Source organism: Methylobacterium isbiliense, assembly GCF_022179325.1.
Lineage (GTDB): Bacteria > Pseudomonadota > Alphaproteobacteria > Rhizobiales > Beijerinckiaceae > Methylobacterium > Methylobacterium isbiliense.
On the sequence record NZ_BPQQ01000017.1, the window covers coordinates 1 to 25,161 of the forward strand.

Genomic DNA, 25,161 nt, shown 5'->3' on the forward strand with positions numbered 1-25,161 from the left:
CGCCTATTATCAGACCGTTGCCGAAGATATCCCTTTGCAACGGTCTGATAATAGGCGATATTACATTTTTATAGAAATCTATTTATTTAACATTGGTTTTATTTCATAATCTATTTTTCCAATTATATCGGCAGAAAGTTCTCCGATTGCCAATTTTATTTTTAAATCATCAATCTGGCTAGCGATTTTCATTGGCTCTTCAAGTGCTTCGATTAGTTTTTGGAGAGAAATGTTAAGTTTTTCATATTCAGATTTTATGTTTTTCACTTTATTTCTCCTAATAATAACCGCCGCAACCAAAAGATTCCATGCATTCACGAATGCAGGCTCGCATTGCTCCTGGTGTACTAAACAATCCGTTCGCAAAAGACATTGCACATCCCTTCTGACATCCACGAAGCCTTTCCTTGCATTCCTTCTCAGACGGATCATGTAGACACTTGTTGTTATCTCGTGGGAGCGGCGTAAAGGGACCGCTAACCATGAGACCGTTTTTATCTTTATTTTGAATAGGATTTTGATTTGCATAAATATAAAAATTATTTCCGCTTCTTTTATTTACCGACAAGAAATTTTTTGACGTATTTTTTTTGGTAAAATAAATGTATTTCCCATTTCATGATCCTCGTATATTTTAGATAAATATCTTAAAAACCCCGTATTGTACGAGCCATCAATCGAAATTGAATTATCTTTCTTTTTCATTTCTAGATCAATTTTTTCATAAAAGCTTACCAATTGAGGCCCTTGACTCAGCCCGAATGGATCTGCCTGAGTGTACCGTCCTATCGTAGCATCGTAATGCCTGTTCCAATTGTAGGCTAATCCCGCCTCGAGCTGGAACCACTGCCCCGGGAAGCGCATCTGCAGCGCCGCGGGCCCCGTGACCGACGCCACCGTTCCGAACGGCTCGTACGCCGCTCGCCACTTCACCGCCTGCGTCGCATCCGTCATCAGCTCCGGACGGCCCAGGTGGTCCACGTGGACCCACAGCAAGGTCGGGTTCGTGCCGCCGGCCGAGTTGTCCACCACCGCCACTGGGATGTCGCCCACCCAGACGTACTCCCGGACCGCCGCGCCCGCACCGTTCGTCTCCACCAGCACCCGATCCCACACGTCGTGGATCAGGTGCGTCGTGCCCGACGGCGTCAGGTTCAGCGTCTGCCGCACCGACAGGCGGTTCCTGCCGTCGTAGGCGTAGTTCGCCCTCACCACGCCTCCGACCTGCACCTGCGCGATCCGCCCGGCGCCGCTGATCGTGTAGCTGTAGGCCGTGCCTGCGCGCGTGTCGCTCGTCAGGTTCCCGGCCGCGTCGTACAGGAACGAGCGCAGGGCCGTCCCGCCCTGGCTGACCGATCTCAGCCGGTTCGAACTGGTCGGATACGCGTAACTCTGGGTCGTGGTCGTGCCCGCGAGCGTCCTGGCTTCGCTCAGGCGGTTGCCGACCTTGTCGTAGCTCCAGCCCAGGGAGCCGTACGGACCCGTCGCGGTCAGCAGGCGGCCCGCGTCGTAGGCGAAGCGCTGGGTCTGGTTCGGATCGACGCTGTCGTTGTTCAGCGCCATCAGGTTGAGCCCGTCGCCGAACCAGTGATAGCGCGTGATCAAGCTCGGCCCGCCGGCCGCCGGGTCGAGGTACAGTGCGTCGAGCTTGTACTCCAGGCTCATCGTCGACCACGCGTTCAGGCCGTTGCCGAAGGCGAAGCCGCGCAGGGAGCCGAACGGGTAGTAGCCCACGTAGGAGGCGATCACCTGCTCGGGCGCGCTCCACGAGGCCTTCAGCGCCACGTAGGTGACCCGTCCCATGGCATCGTAGCCGTACGCGACGATCCGTCCCGACGGATAGGTCAGGAACCGCAGCCGGCCGGACCCGCTTTCCTCGTAGGAGTAGGCCACGGAGTGCGCATAGCTGCCGATCGTGCGCACCTCGCCCGTCACCCGGCCAACCGCGTCGTAGTAGAAGACGGAGGTGCCGGCCGCGTCCTGCATGCTGGTCAGCCGTCCCTTGGCGAGGGCTCCGGCGGAGGGCTCGTCGTAGCCGAAGCTCTCGTTCAGAGCCGCGGTGGGGTAGGAGCGGCTCTTTAGGCGGCCGGCATTGTCGTAGGTATAGGAGGTGGTGACGTTTCGCGCGTCCTTCCTAGAGATCATCAACCCGCGCGCGTCGTAGTCGTAGACGGTGATGCCGCGATCGGGCGAGGTCTCCTGGATCACCTCGCCGAAACCATTACGCACGTAAGTGGTCGCGAGGCTGCGTGGATCGGTGTAGGAGGTCTCCTCGTCCTTGCCGTTGTAGGCGTGCTGCACCACGCCGCCGTCGCGCTCGCTCTCGGTGGCGAGGCGGCCGAGCGCGTCGTACCCGTAAGCGAGAGTTTTGCTGCGCGGATCGGTGATCCCGGTGAGATTGCCGGTCTTGTCGTAGGCATACCTCCAGGTGCGCCCCTCGCCACCCACCTGCTTGATGAGGCGGCCGAGCTCGTCGAAGGTATTGGTCAGGCTGAACATCTCGGTAGTGCCGTCGGAGGCCGTGATGGTCTTGGCCGTGACGCCGCCCATGGCGTCACGGGTGTAGCCGACCGCTTCACCGAGATTGTTGGTGACCTTGGTGAGACGGCGGCTGTCGTCCCAGGTCAGCGTGTAGGCCGCGCCCGCGGGCTCGGTATAGGAGGCAAGGTCGCCCGCTGGGGTGTACGTCATGCTCCAGGTGGCTTGGGATGAGCCTGGATTGATGGTGATCGCGGTGAGGCGGCCCATGCCGTCGTAGGCGTAGGCGGTGACCACACCGTCGATGCCCGTGACTGCGGTGGGCTGACCGCGCGAGTTCCAGGCGGTGACGGTGGTCATCTGCCCCAGCTCGTTGGTGGAGGTCTGAAGGTATCCCGAGGCGTTGTAGGTATAGGAAGTGGTGTCTCCGGCTCCCGCGAGCGGTCCATCGGCGGAGGCTAGGAGGCCCCCTACGCCGTAGGCGTAGGTCCAGATGCGAGTGCGCCCGTTGGTGGAGAACGGGACGGTATAAGAAGTCGTGTCGGTCTGCTTCACTTGGGTGAGCTGACCGCTGCCGTTGTAGGTGAAGTCCGTCGTCAGGCCTGGCTCCACGGTCTGTGACGGAGCGTTGAAGGTCGGATGCCAAGTGATCGTCGTGGTGGAGGCCTGAGCCGTTCCCGAGCCGCGGGTGATCGAGGTCGGACGGCCGCTGACATCGCGCACGTAGGCGGTTACGCGTCCTTCTTCGTCTGTCTCCGACGCGATGAACTTGTTCGCGTCATAAGTCAAACCGCGCGCACCGGCGACACAGTTCGCGCTCGGTTGCCCATCAATCGATACCAATCGCACATCAGACTGTGTGTTTCGGCTAAAGCGGTACACCGCCGCCTTGCCTAGTGTCCTGCGCCTGAAGTTTATGACAAAGACAGATATTCTGTGTCTTAGTCGAGCGTTCGCAAGCAGAAGCGTTTGACGCTGGCCAGGATGGCGTCAGCTGACTTCACCCACCGGAACGGCTTCGGGTCGGCGTTCGTGGCCGCGATGAAGGCGCGGATGTCGCGTTCAAGATCCTCCACCGAGCAGTGCACCCCACGCCGGGTCGCCCGCTCCGTCAAAAGCCCGAACCACTGCTCGACCTGGTTGATCCACGAGGCGGAGGTCGGGGTGAAGTGCACGTGGTAGCGCGGGCGCTGCGCCAGCCAGTCCCGGATCAGCTTGGTCTTGTGCGTGGCCGAGTTGTCGAGCACCAGATGCACGTCGAGGTCGGCCGGCACCGCCGCCTCGATCTCGTCAAGGAAGTGGCGGAACACGCTGGCGCGGTGACGCGGGTAGCACTGCCCGATCACCGTGCCGGCCTTCACGTCGAGGGCGGCAAACAAGCTGGCGGTGCCGTGCCGGGCGTAGTCGTGGGTGCGCCGCTCCGCCTGGCCGGGCCGCAGCGGCAGCAGCGGCTGCGTGCGGTCGAGAGCCTGGACCTGGGACTTCTCGTCCACGCAGAGAACCAGGGCACGGGCGGGTGGAGCCAAGTAGAGCCCGACGATGTCGCGCACCTTCTCGGCAAACAGCGGGTCGGTCGAGAGCTTGAAGGTCTCGGACCGGTGCGGCTGCAGGCCGAACGCCCGCCACACACGCCCGACCGTGCTGCCCGACACCCCGCTGGCCTTGGCCATGCTGCGCCGGCTCCAGTGAGTGGCGCCCGCTGGCCGCTCGGACAGCGTGCGGTCGACGAGTTCGGCGACCTGTTCGTCGCCGATCCGGCGCGGTGCCCCTGACCGCGGCTCGTCGAGCAGCCCGTCCGTGCGTTCGCGGGCGAACCGTTCACGCCACTTGCCGACCGTGTGCTTGCCGGTGTTCAGCTCGGCCGCGATGATGGTGTTGCTCAGCCCGTCGGCGGCCCGCAGCACGATCCTGGCGCGCAGGGCGAGACCCTGTACTGTCTTGCGGCGGCGCGCCCAGCTCTCAAGCTCGGCTCGTTCCGCGGCGCTCAGGTCGACAGGGGTGGGCACGCGGTAGGCCATCGGCACCTCCCAGCATACCCACACTTTGTCACAAACTTCAGACGCAGGACACTAGAGCGTCTCTGCAAAGGGGTTCACAGGTGCGGGGCCAGCGCCCATGTGAGCGGGATGCGACGCTTTGGGGCTTGTCGCAAACTCGGCTGCAGGCCGCAGAAGGGCCTCTGCGATCCACTTTCATGCTTTGTTCGCGACGGGAAGTCCAAAGCGGGTGGCGAGGAGTTGGTTCTGCTCCCGGACGGTCCACGCCCCTGAGAACCCGAAGCCCTTGCGCAGCCACAGCATGGCCTCGAACCCCTGGATCGTGCGCCGTGCTGTGTGGAAGGAGCGGAACCCGCCCACCCGCGGCATCGCCCGCTTCACGCGGAAGTGGTCGCTCTCGATCCCTTGCTGCAGGTGCTTGGTGACGTGGTGGATCGGAGCGCGCGGCAGCAGGTCCTCCTTGCGGCTCTCAGCGATCGCCGGCGGGTAGGGGCCAGCGCCGTCGGTGCCGATGCGGTCGGGCGCGAGAAGCGGCTGATCCTGCAGCATCTTGCGGAAGAAGCGTTTGGCCGCGTCCAGGTCGCGGTTGGCCGTGAGCAGGAAGTCGACCGTCTGCCCGTGCTTGTCGATGGCCCGGTACAGGTAGCGCCACTGGCTCCGCACCTTGATATAGGTCTCGTCCACGCGCACGGACCCGCAGTGCGGCTTGCGGAACCGGCGCAGGCAGCGCTCGATGGCCGGCGCATAGGCGAGCACCCAGCGGTTGATGGTGGAGTGGTCCATCTCCATGCCCCTCTCCAGGAGCATCTCCTCGATGTCGCGGTAGCTGAGCGCGTAGCGCAGGTACCAGGAGACAGCCTGGACGATCAGGGTGGCTTCGAAGTGCCGGCCCCGGAAGTCGCCACGGGCTTGGCGCTTCAGCTTGAAGTCGAGAGCATTCAGGATCATGGGCCGGCTCCGGAGGGAGGCGGCAAGCTGGGCAGGTATGGCTAACGACCCGTGAACAGCGGCCCATCCGCGTTTGCGACAGGCCCCAATCCGGCGATGCCGCCGAGATCGGCGAGCAGGCCGTCGAGATGCGCGCTCATCGCGGCGCCGGCGCGGGCGGCGTCCCGCCCGCGGATCGCGGCGAGCACGGCCGCGTGCTCGTCGAGCACGCGCGCGAACCGGCCCGGCTGCGGCAGGGTGAGGCGGCGGAAGCGGTCGACCTGGATCTTCACCTGCTGGGTGAGCCGCCACAGGCCGGGATAGCCCGCCGCGACGGCCACCGCGGCGTGGAAATCCTCGTCGTGCTGGTGGAACGCCTCGCGGTCCTGCCTGCGCGCCGCCTCGCCGAGCGCCGCCATGCTGGCATCGAGCGCGGCGAGGTCGGGGGCGGCGGCGTTCTCGGCGGCGAGCCGCGCGCTCGCCTCCTCCAGGGCGCGGCGGATGACGATCACCTCCGGCAGGTCCCGGTACGGGATGCGCGCCACGTAGGTGCCGGCCTGAGGAAAGATCTCCACCAGCCCCTCGTCGGCGAGCCGCAGCACCGCCTCGTGCACCGGCGTGCGGCTGACGCCGTAGCGGGCGGCGATCTCCTTCTCGTTGATCGGCCGGCCCGGCAGCAGGGCCAGGGACGCGATCTCGGCGCGCAGCTCCTGGCGGATCACCGCCGCGGCGGAGGGCGCCCGGCCCGGCCGCGGCGCGGACGGGAAGCGGTTCGGCGCCTTGCGCATCGTCGGCGTGGAACGGCCCGGCATCGTTCTCGTCCCTCACCCGCCGGCGCTGGAGCGCGCCGGTCCCGGAGGGCCTCCCCGACCCGCACCGTAAACTGATATATTAGATTTGCAAGCGGTTCAGGCGTGCGGTTCAGGCGTGCGCTCCCGGCGCGCGCTGGCCGGCAGCCTCGTCCGGAGTGGACGGCGGCGGGGGTCGGGTGACAGGATGGCGCGGCGTGGCCGCCGGGGCGGAGATCGCGCGCCTGCACTCACCGGAGAGGCCGCGTGCCCGTCGACATCCGCGCCACGCTCCTGTCCGTGCCGGCCCTCGTCGTCCTCGCCGGCGCGGTCGAGGCGCTGCCGCGCGACGCGCTCTGGCTGGTGGTGCGCTCCTGCGTCGGCGCCGAGCGGCTGGTGGGCTCGCCCTTCCCGTGCGTGCGGGTGAGCCCGGGCAGCGCGGCCGATCCGGGCACCGCGCTGGTCCGGCCGCCCGGGGCGCGCAGCCACCTGCTCGTCGTGCCCACGACGCCCGTCTCCGGCCTTGAGGACCCGGTGCTGCAGGGGGAGCCGGGCCTCGCCTACTGGCGTGCCGCCCTGGAGGCCCGCCCGCTCGTCGTCGCGGCGCTGAAGGGCCGGCTGCCGCTGAACGACGTCGCGATGGCGGTGAACTCCAAGGGCGGCCGTTCGCAGGACCAGCTCCACATCCACCTCGATTGCGTGGATCCGGGCGTCCGTGCCGCGCTCGACGCCCATGCACGGGCGATCGGCGCCACCTGGACCCGGCTGCCCTTCGGGCTCAAGGGCGGACGCTACGACGGCCTGCGGGTCGACGCCGCGAAGGCGCGTGACTTCAACCCGTTCGCGGCCCTGTCCCGGCTCCCGCCGATCCGGGGCGGCCTGCGCGCGACGAGTCTCGCCGTCGTGGCCACGGCGGCGGACGACCCCCGTCCGGGCTTCATCGTGCTCGCCCGGCAGGCCCCGCGCGCCCACGCCGAGGCCCTCCTCGACCATGGCTGCGAGATCGCCTCGCCGGTTGCGGCACGGTGACGGCCGTCCCGGACGCGCTCGCCCTAACCGTAAAACCTCTTCCCAGTTCGCGCGCGCCGGTCGATGTCTTGTACTAAGGTACAAGAGATGGGAGGCGTCCATGAAGGCGCACGCGCCGCTCGGGCCGTCGTCGGATCCCGGCGACCTCGAGCCGCTTCAGACCATGCTCGCGCGTCTCGCCGATCTGGAGACGCAGTACGACCTCGCGCGGGGTCGCGTTCATGAGAGCCCCATCGACGAGGCGCTCAAGCACCGGGCCCTGGCCCGGCTCGACCTCCGCTACAGGGCCGAGCGCCAAACCCTCGTGCTGCAACTGGCCGAACTGCACGAGCGCCACATGAGCGGCCTGATGCGGCTGCGCCCGACCCGGCACTGAGCGTCCGGGCCGCGCGATGCGGGGCGCCCCTGGTCTGCGCGACGAGGCTCCTGTGCGCCGCGCGCTCCGCTCCGGGGCACGATGAACCGGCCTTGACTGCACCCGCGCGGCATTGATGCCGGCGTCGTCTCGGCTCAGCCCCATTCGGGACCGTCAGGCGGCGATATCGTTCCGATTTGGCACGGCCTGTGCCTGCCGATGGAAGAACTCGGCACACCACCGTGAGACGCCATCTTGGCCAGTGCTCGCATGTCGGACCTTGACCTCGACGGACCTGCCAGCTTGACGGTCTGGCAGTCCAGACCGGACTGCCTCAAGGCGGTGCTGCCGGTCGAGTTCGCGACGGTGCGCGAGGCGCTCGCGGCCGCGGCGGATGCGCTGACCGATCCGGAGGCGAGCCCGTGGATCATCACCGCGGGCGGCCTGATCCTCACGCCCGCATGGCTTGAGGACTATCTCGACGACGGGGCCGCGCCATCACCTCCCTCGCCAAGCATGTCCTGGCCCTCCTGAGGCCGAGGGCGCCCGCCAGGGGCGGCACCGGGACGGACCGTGCCGGCGGCATTCCATCCCTGGCCGGCGTGTGCGAGGCGTGCGGCGCCATGCCGGAGGACGAGGAGGAGCAGCGGGACGTCTACCGCATCGGTCTCTGCCGCGACTGCCTGGAGAAGGACGACGAGGCCGACTGAGCCGGCCCGGCCCTCAGCTCCGCCAGCGCGGCGCCCCCTCGTAGCCGAGGGAGGCCACGATCTGCCGGAAGGCGGCCTCCGGGAACGCCTTCAGCGTCTGGGTGCGGACATTGCCCAGCATGCCGAGCTGCAGGTTGAACCGCGCCGCGACCGCGTCGTCCGGCGCCTCGTAGACGGCAATGACGTCGTAGCCGCCCATCGTGAGGAAGACCTGCTGGAAGCGTCCGCCCATCGCGGCCAGCATCGCCTTGGCGGCGTCGAGCCGTTCGGGCGAATCCTTGGCTGCGCGTGCGCCCTGATCGGTCCAGTTCGCGAGCATGATGTAGGTGGTCATCGCCGGCCTCCGCGGGACAGAACGACCGGGCGCCAGTCTGCCACGTCGCGGTGCGGACGTCGATGAACGGAGTGGCCGTCAGCAGGGCCATCGGGGTCACCCGATGGCCCTGGGACCGTCAGGCCGCGGCCCGGCCTGCCATCCGGCGGGTCATGCGGGCGGCGACGAGGCCGGCGGTCCCCGCGGCCTGTGCGGTCGACCGCCTCATCTCGTCGCGCAGATCCGTCAGGGACACATCGACCCCGTTCGCCGCGAGGTCGGCCTGGACGCGCGCCAGCAGGGCCTCGTCGTCGACGCCGCCGATCATCGCGGCGATCAGCACCCGGGCATAGGCTTCGGAGGTCTGGTCGTTCACTCCGAGCTGTCGCACAGCATAAGCTGCCAGCGCCCGCACGGCGTAGCAGTGAGCGGCAAATCGCGCTTCTTCGTAGCGGGCGAATAAAAGCTCGGCGGCGCGCTCGCGCTCTTCAAAAGCTTTGATCATTCTTTCCTCCTTGGAGCGACAGACTTCAGGATCGCGACGAGGCTCGACAATGACATTTGTTAGCCTGGAGGGTGATTGACTCATGGCGCAGGGCTGCGGCGGGCCGCCGCTTGCCCGGCTTAACGCCTCGCTAAGCGCGATGCCCGACCTTGCGCGTCCGTTGTGAGGAAGGAGCAACCATGAGCGACACGGCCGGCATCCCGGGCGACCGGATCCGCACGATCATCGAGCGCGTGGAGAAGCTCGACGAGGAGATCAAGGACCTCAACGAGGCCAAGAAGGAGATCTTCCTCGAAGCCAAGAGCGACGGTCTCGACGTCAAGATCCTCAAGGAGATCATCAAGCTGCGCAAGCAGGACCAGGACGAGCGCGACGAGCACGAGACGCTGCTCGACGTCTACATGCGTGCCATGGATGCGCCGGTGCCGGTGCCGAGCGCGCAGGCCGCCTGAGCGCGGCCGCCGGGCTCCGGCGGCTTCAGGACCCGAGGGTGCGCCGCATGACGCCGTGCAGCACCTGCGGGTTGGCGTACCCGACCGCCGCCGCGACCGCCCGCGGCGCGGTCCCCTCGGCGGCGAGCGCCAGCGCCCGCGCCATCCGCGCCCGCGTCCGCCACGCGCCGAAGCTCAGGCCCGTCTCGGCCCGGAACCGCCGCGTCAGCGTGCGGCGGCTGGCTCCCGCGAGCCCCGCCCAGGCATCGAGGTCGCCTGGCGCGCGCGGATCGGCGACGATCTGCGCGCAGACGCGCCGCAGCCGCGGATCCTGCGGCATCGGCAGGGCCAGCGGCGTCTCGGGCGCCCGCATGATCTCGTCCAGCACCAGCGCGGCGAGCAGGCCGCCGCGCCCGGCCTCGTCGTACAGGACCGGCTCCTCGGCGATGGCCGCCAGCGCCGCCGCCAGCAGCCGCGAGACCCTCAGGACCCGGCACGGCGTCTGCGCCGCCTCCGTGCCGTCGACCGCGATGTAGGCCGAGGACATCGCGACTGGGCCGCACATCGTCACGTCGTGGAGCACGCCCGGGGGAATCCACAGGGCGTGGCCCGAGGGCACGACCCAGGTGCCGAGTGCGGTGCCGGCCACCATGAGCCCGGCCGTCGCGTAGAGCAGTTGCGCGCGCGGATGGCTGTGGAGGCCCGTCGTGCTGCCGGCCGGGTAGGTCTTGGGCATCACCGCCAGCCGGCGCGGCACGTCCTGGTAATCCGCCGCGCGCTCCGAGCGCATCGCCTCCTCCCTTGCCCCGCGCCTTGCCCCGCGCCATTGGCCCGATCGCACGCAGGTTCGACCCGACCGCGCGAACGGGTCAAGGTAGGATGCCGGCTGACGCGCATCCCGGGCGCCTGCCGAAGAATCTCCGAAGAGTCGCCGATGAGTCCCGACCGCCTCTCCCGCCGCACGCTGCTGTTCGTCAACATCGCGCATGCGCTCGATCACTTCGTGCTGCTGATCTATCCGACCGCGGTGATCGCCATCGCGGCCGAGACCGGCCTCGACTACGCGACGCTGATCGGGCTCGCCACCGGCGCCTTCGTGGCCTTCGGGCTCTGCTCGCTGCCGATGGGCTGGCTCGCCGACCGGTTCGGCCGCCGCACGCTGCTGGCGGTGTTCTTCCTCGGCTACGGCCTGTCCTGCCTGGGCGTCGCCTCGGCGGGAAGCCGCACCGCCTTCGCGGTGTGGCTCCTGGTGCTGGGCGTGGCCTCGGCGATCTATCACCCGGTCGGCTCGACCATGCTGGTGACGCATGCGCGCCGGCTGGGGCGCGACCTCGGCATCAACGGGGTCTGGGGCAATCTCGGCGCGGCCTCCGCCTCGGGCGTCACCGCCCTCGTGGCCGCCGCCCTGGGCTGGCGGGCGGCCTTCGTCCTGCCGGGCCTCGTCTGCCTCGCCGCCGGGGCGGCGTTCCTCGCCCTGGTGCCGGGCGACGGGGAGGGGTCGGGGCAGAAGGCGGGCGGCGCCCCGCTCATTCCGGTGGCACGCCCGCTCGCGCTCCTGGCGGTGTTCGGCATGGCGGTGGTGGCGGGCGGCATGACCTTCAACGTGACCACGATCGCGCTGCCCAAGGTGCTCGACGAGCGGCTCGGGCTCGACCTGCCCCTGGTGCTGACCGGCTCGCTCGCCACGCTGGTGTTCGGGTTCGGCGCGCTGACCCAGCTGCTGATGGGCCGCCTCGTCGACCGCTTCAGCCTGCCCACGATCTTCGTCGGTCTGGCGGCCCTGCAGCCGCTCGGCCTCGGGCTGGCCGCGGCGGCGGGCGGGCTGCCGCTCGTCGCCGGCCTCGTGCTGATCACCGCGGCGATCTACGGGCAGGTCGTCGTCAACGACGCGATGGTGGCGCGCTACGTCCCGCCCCGGCACCGGGCCAAGGCGTTCAGCGTGCGCTACTTCCTCGGCTTCACGGCGAGCGGGTTCGCGGTGCCGCTGATCGCGCTGCTGCACGGGATGGGCGGGTTCCGGCTGGTGCTCGCGGCGGCGGCCGGCTTCGGGGCCGTGGTGTTCGCCGCCGCGGTGGCGTTCCACGCCATCGCGCAGCAGGCTGCCCCCGCCCGGCCCGCCGCGCCCGCGGAGTGAGTGAGGCCGGCCGCGCTCAGATCTCGGTCTTGGCGGCGGCGGTCGCGGGATCGCCGGTGTTCGGCGTGCCGGCCGGCTCGATCAGCAGGAGGTGGACCTCCTCCTCCGCCACCGGGCGGTGCTCGACGCCCTTGGGCACGACGTAGAGGTCGCCGGGACCGAGATGCACGTCGCCGTCGCGCAGCTGGATCGTCAGCCGGCCCTTGAGGACCAAGAAGAGATCGTCCGTGTCGGGATGCGCGTGCCAGACGAACTCGCCCTTGACCTTGACCACCATGACGTCGTGGCCGTTGAAGCGGGTCACGATCTTGGGCGACCAGTGCTCGGAGAAGGCGGACAGCTTCTCCTCAAGGCGGATGGCGCGCATGCGGATCCCTCGACGGTGGAGGTTTGGAGGATCCAGCATAGCGCCGGATGCGGCCCCCCGTCAGCGCCGCCAGCCCGGCTTGCCGCGGCCCCCGACATACCCGGCCTTGACCCGCTGCTTCAGGAGCGGACGCGGCCGGAAGCGCTCGCCGTAGGCGTCCTGCAGGATCTCCTGGACCTGCAGGCAGAGGCTGGAGGTCGTGGCGTCCATCAGTTCGAACGGGCCGACCGGGTGGCCGAGGCCGAGCCGGCAGGCGGTGTCGATGTCGGCGGGCGTGGCCACCCCTTCCTCGACGAGACGCACCGCCTCGATCATGAAGGCGTGCAGCAGGCGGTTCACCGCGAAGCCGGCCACATCCTTGATCTCGATCGGCGTCTTGCCGATGGCGTGGCACAGGGCGAGGGTCGCCTCCACCACCTCGCGCGCGGTCTCGAAGGCCGGGATCACCTCCACGAGCTTCATGCGCGTCACGGGCGAGAAGTAGTGCGTGCCGAGGAAGCGCGGCCGGCGCGCCGGACTGACCTCGGCGGCGAGCACGCTGATCGGGATCGTCGAGGTGTTGGTGGCCAGGATGCAGTCCGGCCGGCAATGCGCGTCGAGGTCGCGAAACACCGCCGCCTTCACGCTCTGCTGCTCGAACACGGCTTCCGTGACGAAGCCGCAGGCGGCCATCCCCGACAGATCCGTGGTCGTGGACAGCCGGCCGAAGGCGGCGTCCCGCTCCGCGGCCGGCAGCGCCCCGCGCTGCACGCCCCGCTCGTAGACGCCCTGCAGCCGCTCCAGCGCTGCGGCCAGCGCCTCGGACGACCGGTCGGCCAGCACCACCGGGTGCCCGGCCAGCGCGAAGGTGAGGGCGATCTCCGACCCCATCAGGCCCGCCCCCACGACGCCTACTGTCATCGCACTCGTCACTGCGTCTCCTCCCGTCGGTCCGCGGCCGTCGTGCCGGCCGCCCGCTCACCTTAGCGCGGGAGGAGCGCGCGCGCCGCCCCGCGGCGCGCCGGAACTCAAGCCGCCTGCCGGGGCGCGTCAAGGAGATCGTCAGCCGGCCCGAAGAACTCGAACCGCACCCGGTCGTCCGGCACGCCGTGGCGCTGCAGCCCGTGCACGAGGGAGGCGAGGAAGGGCTTCGGCCCGCACAGGTAGTAGGTCGCCGCCGCGTGCGGCGTGTGCGCGACGAGCCAGTCCGCGGTGATCAGGCCCTGCGCGTCGTAATGGTCGCCCAGCCGGTCCTGCGCCTCCGGTTCGGCGTAGAAGGTCTTGAGGCGGATGGTGTCCCGGCCGGCCGCGAGCGAACGGGTGTGGTCACGCATCGCGTGCACGCGGCCGTTCAGGGCGCCGTGGACGAACCATGTCGGACGCGCCGGCGTGGTCGCGGTGATCGTCTCCAGCATGCTCACCAACGGGGTGAGGCCGACGCCGCCGCTGACCAGCACCACCGGCGTCTCGTCCGCCCGGTCGAGGACGAACTCGCCCGCCGGGGCCGAGACCTTCAACAGGGTTCCGGGACCCGCGTGATCGTGCAGCCAGGTCGAGACGAGGCCCGCCGGCTCGCCCGCCCGCTCCTCGCGCTTGACGGTGATGCGGTAGGCGCGGTCGTTCGGGGCGCAGGAGATCGAGTAGTTGCGCTTCAGCACGCCCTGGCCGGGCCGCGTGACGAGGAAGCCGAGATACTGGCCCGGCTCGTGCCGCAGCACCGGTCCGCCATCCGCCGGGACGAGCACGAACGAGCGGATCGTCTCGCTCTCGGGTGTTACGCTCTCCACCACGACGTCGCGCCAGCCGTTCCAGCCGCCGGGCCGCGAAGCCTGCGCGCGGTAGATCGCGGCCTCGCGCCCGATCAGCAGCTCGGCCAGGAACCAGTAGGCCTCACCCCAGGCGGCGGCGATCTCGGGCGTCGCCGCCTCGCCGAGCACATCGCCGATCGCGCCGAGCAGGGCATCCGCCACGAAGGGGTAGTGCTCGGGCAGGATGTTCAGGGCGACATGCTTCTGCGCGATGCGCTCGACGGCGCCGCCCAGCACCCCGAGGTTGTCGATGTTGCGGGCGTAGGCCAGCACCGCCTGGGCCAGCGCCTTGGGCTGCGATCCCGTCTCGCCGTGATGCGACTGGTTGAAGAGGTCGCGGATGTCCGGGTTCTCGAACAGGCGCTCGTACATGCGCCGGGTGATGGCGAGGCCGTGGGCGTCGAGCGCCGGGACGGTGGCCTTGATGAGCGCAATCGTGGCGGGGGTGAGCGGAGTGGGCATCGGCAGCTCTCAAAGGTGCATAGCGCATGCACCTTATAGAGGCCGCCTTTAAAAGATGCAACGAGAGTGTACCTTATAACGGTGATGGAGCCCGCATGCGCCTGACCCGCTACACCGACTACGCCCTGCGCACCCTGATCTATCTCGGCGTCCACGAGCCGCGGCAGAGTTCGATCGCCGAGATCGCGCGGGCCTACGGCATCTCGGAGAACCATCTGACCAAGGTGGTGCACCAGCTCGGCCGTCTCGGCCTCATCCGCACCATCCGCGGGCGCGGCGGGGGATTGCGGCTCGCCCGGCCGCCGGCCGAGATCGTGGTCGGGGCCGTGGTGCGTCAGACGGAGGAGGATCTCGCCCTCGTGGAGTGCTTCGGCGGCGGCGCCTGCGCCATCACCCCGTCCTGCCGCCTGAAGCGCGCCCTCGGCGAGGCGCTGGCGGCCTTCCTGGAGGTGCTCGACGGCGTCACGCTGGCGGACCTGGTGGAGGGACCGGTGCGGACGGACCTCGCCCGCCTGCTCGACATCCCGGGTCCTTCGCCGAGCCCCGCGCCGAGCCCCGCGCCGGGCCTTCCGCCCGGGGCCGCCCCGGCCGTGCCCTGACCCTCAGCCGCCGTTCGCGGCGGCCGGGCGGGTCAGCAGGCCGATCTGGCTGGGGGGCGGCCCATCCATCCCGTTCCCGGCCACGACCACGAGGCGGCGCACCTCGCCCCGCAGGAAGGCCTGGAGGAAGCGGTCGTAGTCGCGGAATGCCACGCAGCCGTTCGACTGGCCGCTCGGGCCGAGCATGTAGGTGTGGGCGAGCAGGCCGGTCCGGCCGTGAACCGCCCCGGGGCCGCCCACGGGGGTGAGGCGGATGGCGCGCACCCCGTGGAAGAGGGCCTCGCGCTCGGTGAGGTCGTAGATGCCGGGCGGCGTCGCGCCGTGCATGCGCACGTGCACGTGGCGCGGATCGTCCATCTTGGGGCCGAGACCCGAATGAGCCTCCAGCCGCTCGCCGTTCGGCAGCGTCACGGTGCGGGCGGTGATGTCGTAGACCGCGACGCCCCCGGACGGGTTCGCGCTCGCCGGCGGCAGGATGCGCCGCACCGGTCCCGGCTCGACGGGCCTGGGCTCCAGCGAGGCGTAGGACAGGGCGGTGTTCGACGCGGCCGGCAGGTCGAACAGCTTCTCGATGAAGGTGCGGGTGTCCTCGGGCGGCGGGGCGACCGCGGCCTGGCGCTGCGCGGCCCGGTCCGCCGCCCCGGGTCTGGCCGTCCGCGGCGCGCGGAATTCCGGCGGGCGCGGCACCGGCAGCGGCACGGCCTGGGGAAGGGGGGCGCTCTGCACGACGGGCGGTGTCTCGGGCTCGTCCGACGGAGCGGCGGGCGCCGGGCCCGGCACCGTCTCCACCGCGTCGAGGAGCGCGCTCCGCCAGCCCGCCTCGTCCGTGGCGGGCGCGGGAGCCCGATCCGCCACGACCTCGCGGGAGGCGGGCACCGCGGCGGCGACGGGCTCGGCGGGCGGCGGGCCGGCCTCGTGGGGAGCCGGGGGCTGCACCTCCGCGTACCGGGCGCCGAACGCGCCGGCACCCGTCAGGGCGGCGAGGCACAGAGCGAGCGGTGCCAGCCCGCGGCGGCGCGACGGGGCGCGTGCGCCCGACGAGGGAGAAGGTGCCGCATCCACGCCAGTCACGTATCGTCCTCCCGACCGACCCCCGCCGGATCGCTTCGCCTACGGAGGCAAGACGCCGCGCACGACGCGCCGAACAGCCCCGGTTCTCGGGTAGAAAAGGACTGGTGCGGATCGGCATTTGTGGGGCAGGAGCGTGGCCAATCCGAGAAGAGTGAGGCCTTTACTGCCAAGCTGAGCGTTGTTTATTGTCAAGCTTGGGTGTTGTTCTCGGTGATGAACCGCGACCGCGGAGGGCCGCCTGCAAAGGTTCGTCCGCCCGCGGGTCGGGGAGGGGTGGGCAAAGGCCGCTCGGGCGGAGTATGTCCTTGTCCCTTCGAGGTTCCTGAGCCCGGACCGCCGGGCCCTGCAGCGCGAGACCCCCATGAGTTCGACCCGTATGCCCTCGTCGCGGCCGCCGTCGCTGATGTCGCGGTTCTTCTCCGAGGCCCCCGTCACCTGCATCGAGGATCTGCGGCGGCTCGCCGAGCGGCGGGTGCCGCGCATGTTCTACGACTACGCGGATTCGGGCTCCTACACCGAGAGCACCTACCGGGCGAACCAGGACGACTTCGCGCCGATCAAGCTGCGCCAGCGCGTCGCCGTCGACATGACGAACCGCACGCTCGCGAGCGAGATGATCGGCCAGCCGGTGAGCATGCCGGTGGCACTCGCGCCCACCGGGCTGACGGGCATGCAGCACCCGGACGGGGAGATCCTGGCCGCCCGCGCTGCCGCCAAGGCGGGCGTGCCCTTCACGCTCTCCACCATGAGCATCTGCTCGATCGAGGACGTGGCCGAGAACACCGATCGTCCGTTCTGGTTCCAGCTCTACGTCATGCGCGACCGGGACTTCATCAACCGCCTGATCGACCGGGCCAAGGCGGCGGGCTGCTCGGCCCTGGTGCTCACCCTCGACCTGCAGATCCTCGGCCAGCGCCACAAGGACATCCGCAACGGGCTCTCGACGCCGCCCCGGATGACGCTGCCGAACATCCTCAACCTTGCGACCAAGCCGCGCTGGTGCCTCGGCATGCTGCAGACGCAGCGGCGCACCTTCCGCAACATCGTCGGCCACGCGAGCGGGGTGAGCGACCTCTCCTCCCTGTCCTCGTGGACCGCCGAGCAGTTCGATCCCCGGCTCAACTGGGACGACGTCAAGCGCATCCAGGACCGGTGGGGCGGGCCGCTGATCCTCAAGGGCATCCTCGATCCGGAGGATGCCGAACTCGCCGCCCGCAGCGGCGCCCAGGCCCTGATCGTGTCGAATCACGGTGGGCGCCAGCTCGACGGCGCCCCCTCCTCGATCGCTGCGCTGCCGGCCATCGCAGCCCAGGTCGGCGACCGGATCGAGGTGCTGATGGACGGCGGCATCCGCTCGGGGCAGGACGTCATCAAGGCACTCGCGCTCGGCGCCAAGGGCGTCTTCATCGGCCGCGCCTTCCTGTACGGGCTCGGGGCCGGGGGCGAGGCGGGCGTGACCCAGTGCCTCGACATCATCCGCAAGGAGCTCGACGTCACGATGGCGATGTGCGGCCTGCGCGACATCAAGGCGGTCACGGCCGACATCCTGGCGACGAAGCCCGGCGCGGCGGCCTGACGGCGCAAAGACCTCCCGCGGCGCGGGGACACGCCGCGGGACCGCAGTTCTACATCCGGCGCATCATCCGGCGGTGCATCATGTGCCGGTGCATCCGGTGCTCGCGCCGCATCTCGCGGCGCATCATCCGCTTGCGCATCATGTGCCGCTCCATCCGGGTCATCTGCGCGTAGGACGTCGGCATCGCGCCGAGGCCGAGACCGGCCGATTCCGCCGAGGCGGAGCCGGCACCGAGGGTGAGCCCTCCCAAAACCAGGGCCGCCGCCAAGCCGAGCATGCTCTTCTTCATTGTTGATGGTTCTCCGGTTCTCCTCCTGCGCGTGCAGGAGAATGCTTCACCCCGTGGATGAGCCCCCACACAAGCTTCCATCCAAGAGCGAGGTTCCACGAGGACGATCGTCCTCTTCGCGAGCCGTGCGCGGAGAATCTGCGGCCGAGCTTGGGACCTCTCGTCCTGCCACGCGTTGAGAGGGACCGACCCGCCCGACCGAGGTCGGCCACAACGGAGGGGGGACGATGGACGAAGGCATCCGGATCCAGGCCGATGCGGACGGCACCTTCAGCCTCCACAGCGACGACCGCCTGATCCTGCGCGGCCTCACCCGCGAGAAGGCCTATCGGCTCGCCTCCCGCCTCGGCGGCCTCTCCATCGCCTATTGAAGGATTGCGCCGCTGGCGCGGATCTTGAAAGCTCCCGCACGGCCAAAGGATCGGCCCCGTCGGGAGGCGAGATGCATCTTTTCGCGAGCGCAGTCGTGATCGTTGCCGTGCTGGTTGGGCTCGGCGTCCTGGGGCGGCACTCCGGCGGCTCGCCGCTGTCCTGATTCCCGGGCGGTCCTCCCGGCCGGAAGAACCGCCGCGGCCCGCACCCCTACTTCCCGAGATCCTGCGCCATCTTCAGGTGCTGGGCGAGCGCCGGCTCGGTCTTGCCGGCCCAGGCCTTCAGCTCCTCGTTGTCGCCGCCCTTGGCGTAGCGCTGGAACAGGTCGACCGCATCCTTGTGCGCCTTCACTTGGTCGCTGTGGTACTGCTTGGTGAAGTCGTCGCCGTTCAGGCTCTTGAGCTTGTCGAGCTTGCTCTGGTGGGTCGAATCCAGCGCCGTCGGAATCTCCGCCTTGACCTTTCCGGACTCGACCAGCGCCTTCAGCTCGCCCGAGGTCCGGCCGTGGTCCTGCAGCATCTGCGTGGCGAATTGCTTGGTCGCCGCGTCGGCCCGCTCCGCGGCGAGCTGGCTCGACTGCAGCTCGAACATGTCGCTGATGACGGCTTCCTTGACGAAATCCGCCGTCGAGGGGCTCACGCCCATGAGCGTGTTGAGCCCGCTGCGCTCGCCGAGCGACTGGGCGAGGGCCGGGCTGGCGAGCACCAGGCCCATGACGACGAAGGCATGACGTAGCATCGCGATCTCCCTTGCCGTGACGCGCCTCTCCGGCAGGAGCCGGGGGGTCCAAGGCAACCGGGGCTCGCGGCGAGGGTTCCTGGGCGGTGAGATTCTGGGCGGGGAGAGACGGAGCCGCGCTCAGCCCGCGCAGCGCGCCTCGGCGCTGAGGACGCGGCGCACGCTCGCGCGCATGTCGGCGAGCGTGAAGGGCTTGGTCAGCACGTCCGAGACGATGGCGTCGAGCCCGCGGGCGCGCTCGCGCTGATCCGCGAAGCCGGTCATCAGCATGATGGCGAGGTCCGGATAATCGCGCTTGGCGGCGAGCGCCAGCGCGATGCCGTCCATCAGCGGCATGCGGATGTCGGTGAGCATCAGGTCGAAGGCGCCCTCGGCCTCGACCAAGCGGTCGAGCCCGTCGCTGCCGTCGATGGCCGTGACCACGGCGTGGCCGTCCATCTCCAGGCCCCGCTTGAGAAAGCCCCGGATCGATTCCTCGTCGTCGACCAGAAGGATGTGCGCCATGCCCTTCGACTCTTCACCGCTCGGCTCTTCGCCGTGTCCGGCCCGGCTCCCCGCGCATGATGCGTCAAGCGTCGGCGACGGCCTAGGTTCCGAAGGACACAGGCGGCGAAGATTTGTGATCGAACAGGTCGGGCTCCCCGTCCCCGTAATCGACCAGTCCGACGAATGGCAATTGCCGGAAGGCGTGTGCGACATCCATGCCGTAACCCACCACGAACACGTCCGGGCAGACGAAGCCGACATGGTCGGCATCGATGGTCACGGCGCGCTTGCCCGGCTTCTCCAGAAGGACGCTGGTCAGCACCCGGCGGGCGCCGCGCGCCATCAGCAGATCCTTGGCGTAGACCAGGGTGCGGCCGGATTCGAGGATGTCGTCGATCAGCAGCACGTCGCGCCCGCGCACCTCGCTCTCGACGTCGCGCAGGATCGCCACCTGGCCGGAGGAGACCGTGGCGGCGCGGTAGCTCGACAGGTGGATGAACTCGACCTGGGGGCTGAGGCCCGCCCGGTGCAGCGCCCGGATCAGGTCGGCTGCGAACATGAAGCTGCCCTTGAGGACCGCGACGACGAGCAGGTCCTTGGGCGACTGGTCCGCGATGGCGCGCGCCATCTCCTCGTTGCGTTGCGCGATGGAGGCCTCGTCGAAGAGGACGCGGACGCGGGGCGTGGGGGAAGTCATCGGACCTCGGTCGAAGGGGCGGGGGTGGCGCCCAGGCTGACGGCAGACGGGCCGCTGTCAACCGCGGCAAAGCGCACGAGCACCCGGCGGCCCTTGGCCGGGGGGGCGGCGAGCTCCGCCCGAAACCGGGCGCTCTCCTCGGGTTCGAGCCGGGCGCGGGGGGCCTCCGCGGTCCAGCGGTAGATCACGTGGTCGTGCTCGTCGCGGATCTCAAGGGCGAGCGGCGGCACCGCCCGGGGGTGCGGAGAGGCGCTCACCACGTCGCCCTCCACCACGAGCCGGCCGCCCTCCGGCCCGTCCGGCGCCTGGAACGCCACCACGTCCCGCAGCTCGAGGCCGCGCAGGTTCACCGGCAGGCCGAGCCCGGCATAGAGCCGCGCGGTCTGGGGGGCGGCCCGCACCACGCCCTCGCGGGCGACGAGCGCCGCCGCCGGCAGGGCGGCGAGCAGCGCGAGGCCGAGCGCGAGGCCGGTCCGGGCCGGCAGCCGGAAGCGGATTCTCGGCCCGGCCGCGGCGGGCGGGACGACCGGCACCGGCGCGTCGACGGCGGTGAACACGGCCTCGCCGGGCGGCGCGAGATCGGGCGCGAGGTCGGGCGGCGGCGCCGCCGCGGGATCGGCCGGGCGGGCGACGAACCAGGGCTCGCGGCAGGCGGCGCAGCGCACCGTGCGGCCCTCGGGGCCGATCCGCTCCGGATCGAGCGTGTACTCGCTGGCGCAGGACGGACAGACGATGAGCATGGCGAATCACCTCGGGTGACGCCGGCGGGCCGTCGCTCCACTCCTCTCGCGACATCCTTAATGCGTGGTAAACCGAGACGCAGGGCCGCAACCCCCGCGCAAGATCCGGGGCGTTAGGCTTCCCGGCGAGCAACGAGGAGCGCATGGCGGCGGGAGCGTATCGGGTGACGGGGGAGAGCCTCCTGTCCGGGATGGAGGAGCCCGTCGTCCGGTTCGAGAACGTGGGCATGCGCTACGGCGTGGGCCCGGAGGTGCTGAGCGACATCAGCTTCACGATCGCCCCGCACTCGTTCCAGTTCCTCACCGGGCCGTCGGGTGCGGGCAAGACCACGCTGCTGCGCCTGATCCTGCTCTCGGCCCGGCCGAGCCGCGGCCTCGTCTCGGTGTTCGGCGAGGAGGTGAGCGGCATCTCCAGCAACGCGCTCACCGGCCTGCGGCGGCGCATGGGCGTGGTCTTCCAGGATTTCCGCCTGCTCGACCACCTCACCACCTACGAGAACGTGGCGCTGCCGCTGCGCGTCCAGGGCCGGTCCGAGACGAGCTACCGGGCCGAGGTGGTGGAACTCCTGCGCTGGGTGGGCCTGGGCGAGCGCATGCACGTGCTGCCGCCGCTCCTGTCGGGCGGCGAGAAGCAGCGCGCCGCCATCGCCCGCGCGCTGATCGCCCGGCCCGAACTGCTGCTGGCCGACGAGCCCACCGGCAACGTCGACCCGCAGCTCGGCCGCCGCCTGCTGCGCCTGTTCATCGAACTCAACCGGCTTGGAACATCCGTGCTGATCGCAACCCACGATTTCGCCCTCATGGACCTCGTCGACGCCCGCCGCCTCGTCCTCGGCGACCGGCGCCTGCGGATCGAGGAATGACGGGGATGTCCGAGGACGCGGCCGGGCGGAGGCCGCCCCCGGCCGACGCGTCGGCGTCCGGTTCGTCGACGTCCCTTCGCCGCAACGCCCCGCTGGTGCCCACCGACGGCAGCGCGAGCCGCGCGCTCGCGGCCGTGATCGCGATCCTGACCTTCCTGGCCGCCCTGTGCGCCGGCGCGGCGGAGATCGTGGCGTCGAGCGCGGTGCAGTGGCAGGGCGCGGTGGCCAACGAGGTGACGATCCAGGTCCGGCCGGCCCCCGGACGCGACGCCGACGCCGACGTGACCGTGGCGGTGGCGCTCGCCCGCGAGACCCCCGGCATCGCCGAGACGCGGGCACTCTCGAAGACCGAATCCGAGCGCCTGCTGGAGCCCTGGCTCGGCACCGGGCTCGACCTCGGCGACCTGCCGGTGCCGCGCCTCATCACGGTGCGGCTGGCAGCGAGCCCCGCCGCCGACCTGCCCGCCCTGCGCCGGCGCCTGACCGAGGCGCTGCCGGGCGTGGCGAGCCTCGACGACCACGCGCTGTGGATCTCGCGCCTCTCGACGATGGCGAACACCTTCGTGGGCGTCGGGGTGGGCGTGGTCGCGCTGGTGCTGCTCGCCACGGGGCTCGCCGTGACCTTCGCGACGCGCGGCGCGATGGCGGGCAACCGCGAGGTGGTGGAGGTGCTGCATTTCGTGGGCGCCGACGACGATTTCATCGCCCGGGAGTTCCAGCGGCGCTTCTTCCGCCTCGGCCTGCGGGGTGGGGCGATCGGGGCGGGGGCGGCGCTCGCGGCGCTCGCGCTCGCCGCCGGCCTCGCTCGGCTCTGGCGGGCGAGCCCGGCGGGCGACGAGATCGAGGCGCTGTTCGGCGGGTTCGAGATCGGCTGGCGCGGCTATGCCAGCGTGGTGCTGATCGGCGTCGTCGCCTCGATCGTCACCGGCATCGTCTCGCGCGTGACGGTGCGCCGCTTCCTCGATTGAGCGAACTGACGCAGGGGGAACGCGTTGTCACCCGTAACCATCTCTCCGGCGAAACCGTTGTGCAGGGACTGCCGTCGCGGCCGGCCCTGCCTCCGGTCCGCCGCAATCGGCACTATGGTCGAGCCGTCGGGGCGGCCTCGCGGATGAGGCGTAGGATGAAGGCGCGCAACGCCGATGTGGTCGGGTGGAGCTGGGCCGGGTCGGCACCGGCCGGTCGGCCGCCGCCGCCGCGGCCCTGGCGGCGGCTCGCCGTCGTGCTCGTCTCCCTCGGCCTTGCGGGTGCGGCCGGTCTCGGGATCGGCTTCCTGGCCTTCGTGGCCGGCGTCGCCCGCACCGAGCGCCAGCCGATGGCCCGGGCCGACGCGATCGTGGCTCTGACGGGCGGCGCCCAGCGCATCGGCGACGCCATCGATCTCCTGGCCGCCGGCTACGGCCGGCGCCTCCTCATCACCGGCGTGAACGAGCGCACGAGCCGCGAGGAGATCGCCCGGCTCAATCCCGGCCAGCAGCACCTGATCGCCTGCTGCGTCGACCTCGACTACCGGGCCCGCAACACCATCGGCAACGCCATCGAGACCCGGCGCTGGATGCGCGAGCACGGCTTCCGCACCGTCGCGGTGGTGACCTCGAACTACCACATGCCGCGAACCCTGGTGGAGCTCGACCACGCGCTGGCGGAGAGCGACCGGGTGGTGCCTCATCCGGTGGTCCACGACGGCTTCGATCCGGATACGTGGTGGCGCCACCCGTCCTCCGCCCGGCTGCTGGCCTCGGAATACGTGAAGTTCCTGGTGGCCTGGGTTCGCACGCGCTTCGAGAGCGATCCGGAGAGCTCCCGCGCCGCCATCCTGATGAGCCGCGGCCGTCCCGTGAAGGTGGTGGCCGAGCCGTTGATGCGCTGAAGCGCGCCCTCAGCGGCAGCGGCTGCGCACCAGGGCCGCGAACTCGCGCTCGGAGCCCTGGACCTGCGCCAGGCGCTCGCTGCGCTCCGCGCCGGTCAGGCAGCGCCCGTACACGACCGCCGCGCGCCGCATCGTGTCGACGTGCTGGCGCCAGCCGCGGCAGCGGTCCGCCTCGCTGTCGCCCAGGCTCTCCAGGCGTTCGATCGCCATCTTCTGGGAGGATTGCGCGACCAGGAGATCGCGCGCGCAGGTGCCGTCCGTGGCCCGTGCGGCGGCAGGCGCCAGCGCGAGCAGGAGGGCGGCGAGACGGATCGGCCGAAGCATCGGGGGAATCAGGCGGCCTGCGGGGCGGGGGAATGGGTCAGGAGCGCGTAGAGCGCGTCGCCGTCGCGCGCCGCCCGGATGCGGTCGATGATGCCGGGCTCGCGCAGCACCCGCGCCACCCGCGCGAGCGCCTTCAGGTGGTCCGCGCCCGCCCCCTCGGGGGCGAGCAGCAGGAAGACGATGTCCACCGGCTGGCCGTCCAGCGCCTCGAAATCCACCGGGCGCTCCAGGCGCGCCACAAGGCCGAACAGCTGGGTCAGGCCGGCCAGCTTGCCGTGCGGGATCGCCACGCCCTCGCCGATGCCGGTGGAGCCGAGGCGCTCGCGCTGCAGCAGGGTCTCGAAGATCTCGCGCTCGTCGAGGCCCGGCAGGTGCTTGGCGGCGTGGTGGGCCAGCTCCTGCAGGACCTGCTTCTTGCCCTGCGCACGCAGCGCCGGGAGGACGGCCTCCGGCTTGAGGAATTCCAGCAATGGCATCGGGACCGCTGCCTCATCGACGGGACGGTAGGCGCCCGTTCCCTCTCCAGGACCGGAGGCAAGCCGTGGGCCGGTTCAGCCCGCTCACGGTGTGCCGCGTTCCGGCGGATCGATCCAGCCGATCGCGCCGTCCGTCCGACGATATACGACGTTGACCCGCTCGGTTCCAGCGTGAACGAAGACGAGCACGGGGGCGCCGGTCAGGTCGAGTTCCACCACCGCCTCGCTCACCGAGCGGCGGTGCAGGGTGCGGGTGCTCTCGGCGATCACCGGCGGGTGGGCGCCGGTATCCTCCTCGGGCGCCTCGAACACCGCATAGGCGGCCTCGACGGCAGCGTCCGGCTCCCCGCGGCGGGCCGCGCCGTTGGCGCCGGCCGCATGGGTCTTCAGGCGATGCTTGTAGCGGCGCAGGCGCCGCTCGATGCGGTCGGCGGTCTGCTCGAAGCTCGCATGGGGGTCGTGGGCGCTGGCGGACGCCTCCAGGGTGATGCCGGAGGTGAGGTGCAGCACGCAGTCGGTGCGGTAGGCCCCGCCGTCCCGGCCGATCGCCACGTGGCCCGAATAGGCGCCGTCGAAGTACTTGGCGAGGGTGGCGGCCATCCGCTCCTCCACCCGGGACCGGAGTGCCTCCCCCAGATCGACGCCGCGACCCGACACGCGCAATCCTGCCATGAACGTCCTCCGGCCATTCTCACGGCGGCCCGGCGGATGGCGTCCGCCTTAAGGGCCGATGCTTGAAGAGCTAAGAATCGGGGCGCGCGAAGTCAACGCGAGGCC

The 25,161-nt window shown here is 70.1% G+C and carries 31 protein-coding genes; 11 read left to right on the top strand and 20 right to left on the bottom strand.

Going from position 1 to position 25,161, the window contains the following annotated elements; all coding sequences use genetic code 11:
* Positions 1 to 78 precede the first annotated feature (78 nt).
* The 5 genes from MFF61_RS07780 to MFF61_RS07800 form a co-directional block, all read right to left on the bottom strand.
* Positions 79 to 318 (bottom strand): hypothetical protein, encoded by a 240-nt coding sequence (locus tag MFF61_RS07780; protein ID WP_238234517.1) that lies wholly within the window; start codon positions 316 to 318, stop codon positions 79 to 81.
* 240 nt (positions 319 to 558) lie between these two features.
* Positions 559 to 3,321, bottom strand: a complete 2,763-nt coding sequence (locus tag MFF61_RS07785; RefSeq protein WP_238234518.1) for an RHS repeat-associated core domain-containing protein — start codon at positions 3,319 to 3,321, stop codon at positions 559 to 561.
* A gap of 98 nt (positions 3,322 to 3,419) precedes the next feature.
* On the bottom strand, positions 3,420 to 4,496 hold the full coding sequence (locus MFF61_RS07790; RefSeq protein WP_238234519.1) for an IS630 family transposase: 1,077 nt from the start codon (positions 4,494 to 4,496) through the stop codon (positions 3,420 to 3,422).
* A gap of 174 nt (positions 4,497 to 4,670) precedes the next feature.
* A complete protein-coding gene (locus tag MFF61_RS07795; RefSeq protein ID WP_238234520.1) occupies positions 4,671 to 5,423 on the bottom strand; it encodes an IS6 family transposase in 753 nt (250 codons plus the stop codon).
* A 41-nt stretch (positions 5,424 to 5,464) separates the two neighbouring features.
* Positions 5,465 to 6,214, bottom strand: a complete 750-nt coding sequence (locus tag MFF61_RS07800; RefSeq protein WP_238234521.1) for a GntR family transcriptional regulator — start codon at positions 6,212 to 6,214, stop codon at positions 5,465 to 5,467.
* A gap of 243 nt (positions 6,215 to 6,457) precedes the next feature.
* On the opposite strand from MFF61_RS07800, the gene MFF61_RS07805 reads away from it, so the two are divergent.
* The 3 genes from MFF61_RS07805 to MFF61_RS07815 all read left to right on the top strand — a co-directional run bounded on the left by MFF61_RS07805 (position 6,458) and on the right by MFF61_RS07815 (position 8,108).
* Entirely contained in the window at positions 6,458 to 7,219 is a 762-nt protein-coding gene (locus MFF61_RS07805; RefSeq protein WP_238234522.1) for a CDP-diacylglycerol diphosphatase, read from the top strand.
* Positions 7,220 to 7,319: 100 nt separating this feature from the next.
* A complete protein-coding gene (locus MFF61_RS07810; RefSeq protein WP_238234523.1) occupies positions 7,320 to 7,595 on the top strand; it encodes a hypothetical protein in 276 nt (91 codons plus the stop codon).
* A gap of 249 nt (positions 7,596 to 7,844) precedes the next feature.
* Positions 7,845 to 8,108, top strand: a complete 264-nt coding sequence (locus MFF61_RS07815; RefSeq protein ID WP_238234524.1) for a hypothetical protein — start codon at positions 7,845 to 7,847, stop codon at positions 8,106 to 8,108.
* Between the two features lie 189 nt (positions 8,109 to 8,297).
* On the opposite strand, the gene MFF61_RS07820 is transcribed toward MFF61_RS07815, so the two are convergent.
* A complete protein-coding gene (locus MFF61_RS07820) occupies positions 8,298 to 8,618 on the bottom strand; it encodes a GYD domain-containing protein (protein ID WP_238234525.1) in 321 nt (106 codons plus the stop codon).
* Between the two features lie 118 nt (positions 8,619 to 8,736).
* Positions 8,737 to 9,186 (bottom strand): DUF1476 domain-containing protein, encoded by a 450-nt coding sequence (locus MFF61_RS07825; protein ID WP_238234526.1) that lies wholly within the window; start codon positions 9,184 to 9,186, stop codon positions 8,737 to 8,739.
* 95 nt (positions 9,187 to 9,281) lie between these two features.
* Here MFF61_RS07825 and MFF61_RS07830 point away from each other — a divergent pair, with 95 nt between their 5' ends.
* Positions 9,282 to 9,554, top strand: coding sequence for a DUF2312 domain-containing protein (locus MFF61_RS07830; protein ID WP_238234527.1), 273 nt, complete (start codon positions 9,282 to 9,284; stop codon positions 9,552 to 9,554).
* A gap of 25 nt (positions 9,555 to 9,579) precedes the next feature.
* On the opposite strand, the gene MFF61_RS07835 is transcribed toward MFF61_RS07830, so the two are convergent.
* Positions 9,580 to 10,323, bottom strand: a complete 744-nt coding sequence (locus tag MFF61_RS07835) for a helix-turn-helix domain-containing protein (RefSeq protein WP_238234528.1) — start codon at positions 10,321 to 10,323, stop codon at positions 9,580 to 9,582.
* A gap of 144 nt (positions 10,324 to 10,467) precedes the next feature.
* On the opposite strand from MFF61_RS07835, the gene MFF61_RS07840 reads away from it, so the two are divergent.
* Positions 10,468 to 11,667 (top strand): MFS transporter, encoded by a 1,200-nt coding sequence (locus MFF61_RS07840; protein WP_238234529.1) that lies wholly within the window; start codon positions 10,468 to 10,470, stop codon positions 11,665 to 11,667.
* 16 nt (positions 11,668 to 11,683) lie between these two features.
* Here MFF61_RS07840 and MFF61_RS07845 read toward each other — a convergent pair whose 3' ends face one another.
* From MFF61_RS07845 to hmpA, 3 genes are all read right to left on the bottom strand, one after another.
* Positions 11,684 to 12,034 (bottom strand): cupin domain-containing protein, encoded by a 351-nt coding sequence (locus MFF61_RS07845; protein WP_238234530.1) that lies wholly within the window; start codon positions 12,032 to 12,034, stop codon positions 11,684 to 11,686.
* Positions 12,035 to 12,094: 60 nt separating this feature from the next.
* Positions 12,095 to 12,934: a 3-hydroxyacyl-CoA dehydrogenase family protein gene (locus MFF61_RS07850; RefSeq protein WP_238234531.1), complete on the bottom strand. Its 840-nt coding sequence runs from the start codon at positions 12,932 to 12,934 to the stop codon at positions 12,095 to 12,097.
* A gap of 107 nt (positions 12,935 to 13,041) precedes the next feature.
* The gene (gene hmpA, locus MFF61_RS07855; RefSeq protein WP_238234532.1) at positions 13,042 to 14,283 is read right to left on the bottom strand and encodes an NO-inducible flavohemoprotein; all 1,242 of its coding nucleotides are present in this window, start codon (positions 14,281 to 14,283) and stop codon (positions 13,042 to 13,044) included.
* A 95-nt stretch (positions 14,284 to 14,378) separates the two neighbouring features.
* Between hmpA and MFF61_RS07860 the strand changes: the two genes are divergently transcribed.
* On the top strand, positions 14,379 to 14,882 hold the full coding sequence (locus MFF61_RS07860) for an Rrf2 family transcriptional regulator (protein ID WP_238234533.1): 504 nt from the start codon (positions 14,379 to 14,381) through the stop codon (positions 14,880 to 14,882).
* Positions 14,883 to 14,885: 3 nt separating this feature from the next.
* Here MFF61_RS07860 and MFF61_RS07865 read toward each other — a convergent pair whose 3' ends face one another.
* Complete coding sequence (locus MFF61_RS07865; protein ID WP_238234534.1) at positions 14,886 to 15,953, bottom strand: tlde1 domain-containing protein; 1,068 nt, start codon at positions 15,951 to 15,953, stop codon at positions 14,886 to 14,888.
* Positions 15,954 to 16,356: 403 nt separating this feature from the next.
* Between MFF61_RS07865 and MFF61_RS07870 the strand changes: the two genes are divergently transcribed.
* Positions 16,357 to 17,529, top strand: coding sequence for an alpha-hydroxy acid oxidase (locus MFF61_RS07870; RefSeq protein ID WP_238234567.1), 1,173 nt, complete (start codon positions 16,357 to 16,359; stop codon positions 17,527 to 17,529).
* A gap of 49 nt (positions 17,530 to 17,578) precedes the next feature.
* On the opposite strand, the gene MFF61_RS07875 is transcribed toward MFF61_RS07870, so the two are convergent.
* Complete coding sequence (locus tag MFF61_RS07875; protein ID WP_238234535.1) at positions 17,579 to 17,818, bottom strand: hypothetical protein; 240 nt, start codon at positions 17,816 to 17,818, stop codon at positions 17,579 to 17,581.
* A gap of 227 nt (positions 17,819 to 18,045) precedes the next feature.
* Here MFF61_RS07875 and MFF61_RS07880 point away from each other — a divergent pair, with 227 nt between their 5' ends.
* Positions 18,046 to 18,189 (top strand): hypothetical protein, encoded by a 144-nt coding sequence (locus MFF61_RS07880; RefSeq protein ID WP_238234536.1) that lies wholly within the window; start codon positions 18,046 to 18,048, stop codon positions 18,187 to 18,189.
* A 211-nt stretch (positions 18,190 to 18,400) separates the two neighbouring features.
* Here the strand turns inward: MFF61_RS07880 and MFF61_RS07885 are convergent, their stop codons facing one another.
* The 4 genes from MFF61_RS07885 to MFF61_RS07900 form a co-directional block, all read right to left on the bottom strand.
* Positions 18,401 to 18,928 (bottom strand): DUF4142 domain-containing protein, encoded by a 528-nt coding sequence (locus MFF61_RS07885; RefSeq protein ID WP_238234537.1) that lies wholly within the window; start codon positions 18,926 to 18,928, stop codon positions 18,401 to 18,403.
* A 120-nt stretch (positions 18,929 to 19,048) separates the two neighbouring features.
* A complete protein-coding gene (locus MFF61_RS07890; RefSeq protein ID WP_238234538.1) occupies positions 19,049 to 19,432 on the bottom strand; it encodes a response regulator in 384 nt (127 codons plus the stop codon).
* Positions 19,433 to 19,514: 82 nt separating this feature from the next.
* Positions 19,515 to 20,111 carry a hypoxanthine phosphoribosyltransferase gene (gene hpt / locus MFF61_RS07895; RefSeq protein ID WP_238234539.1) on the bottom strand — a complete coding sequence of 199 codons (597 nt, stop codon included), beginning with the start codon at positions 20,109 to 20,111 and terminating at the stop codon, positions 19,515 to 19,517.
* Entirely contained in the window at positions 20,108 to 20,851 is a 744-nt protein-coding gene (locus MFF61_RS07900) for a zinc-ribbon domain-containing protein (RefSeq protein ID WP_238234540.1), read from the bottom strand. Before MFF61_RS07900 ends, hpt begins: the two co-directional genes overlap by 4 nt.
* Before the next feature lie 143 nt (positions 20,852 to 20,994).
* Between MFF61_RS07900 and ftsE the strand changes: the two genes are divergently transcribed.
* The 3 genes from ftsE (at position 20,995) to MFF61_RS07915 (ending at position 23,584) form a co-directional block, all read left to right on the top strand.
* Positions 20,995 to 21,714, top strand: a complete 720-nt coding sequence (ftsE, locus tag MFF61_RS07905; protein WP_238234541.1) for a cell division ATP-binding protein FtsE — start codon at positions 20,995 to 20,997, stop codon at positions 21,712 to 21,714.
* Between the two features lie 5 nt (positions 21,715 to 21,719).
* Positions 21,720 to 22,682, top strand: a complete 963-nt coding sequence (locus tag MFF61_RS07910) for a cell division protein FtsX (protein ID WP_238234568.1) — start codon at positions 21,720 to 21,722, stop codon at positions 22,680 to 22,682.
* A gap of 155 nt (positions 22,683 to 22,837) precedes the next feature.
* Complete coding sequence (locus MFF61_RS07915) at positions 22,838 to 23,584, top strand: YdcF family protein (RefSeq protein WP_238234542.1); 747 nt, start codon at positions 22,838 to 22,840, stop codon at positions 23,582 to 23,584.
* 9 nt (positions 23,585 to 23,593) lie between these two features.
* Here MFF61_RS07915 and MFF61_RS07920 read toward each other — a convergent pair whose 3' ends face one another.
* The 3 genes from MFF61_RS07920 to hpf form a co-directional block, all read right to left on the bottom strand.
* Complete coding sequence (locus tag MFF61_RS07920; RefSeq protein WP_238234543.1) at positions 23,594 to 23,908, bottom strand: hypothetical protein; 315 nt, start codon at positions 23,906 to 23,908, stop codon at positions 23,594 to 23,596.
* A gap of 8 nt (positions 23,909 to 23,916) precedes the next feature.
* The gene (ptsN, locus tag MFF61_RS07925; protein ID WP_238234544.1) at positions 23,917 to 24,384 is read right to left on the bottom strand and encodes a PTS IIA-like nitrogen regulatory protein PtsN; all 468 of its coding nucleotides are present in this window, start codon (positions 24,382 to 24,384) and stop codon (positions 23,917 to 23,919) included.
* An 84-nt stretch (positions 24,385 to 24,468) separates the two neighbouring features.
* Positions 24,469 to 25,056: a ribosome hibernation-promoting factor, HPF/YfiA family gene (hpf, locus tag MFF61_RS07930; protein WP_238234545.1), complete on the bottom strand. Its 588-nt coding sequence runs from the start codon at positions 25,054 to 25,056 to the stop codon at positions 24,469 to 24,471.
* Between the last annotated feature and the right edge of the window lie 105 nt (positions 25,057 to 25,161).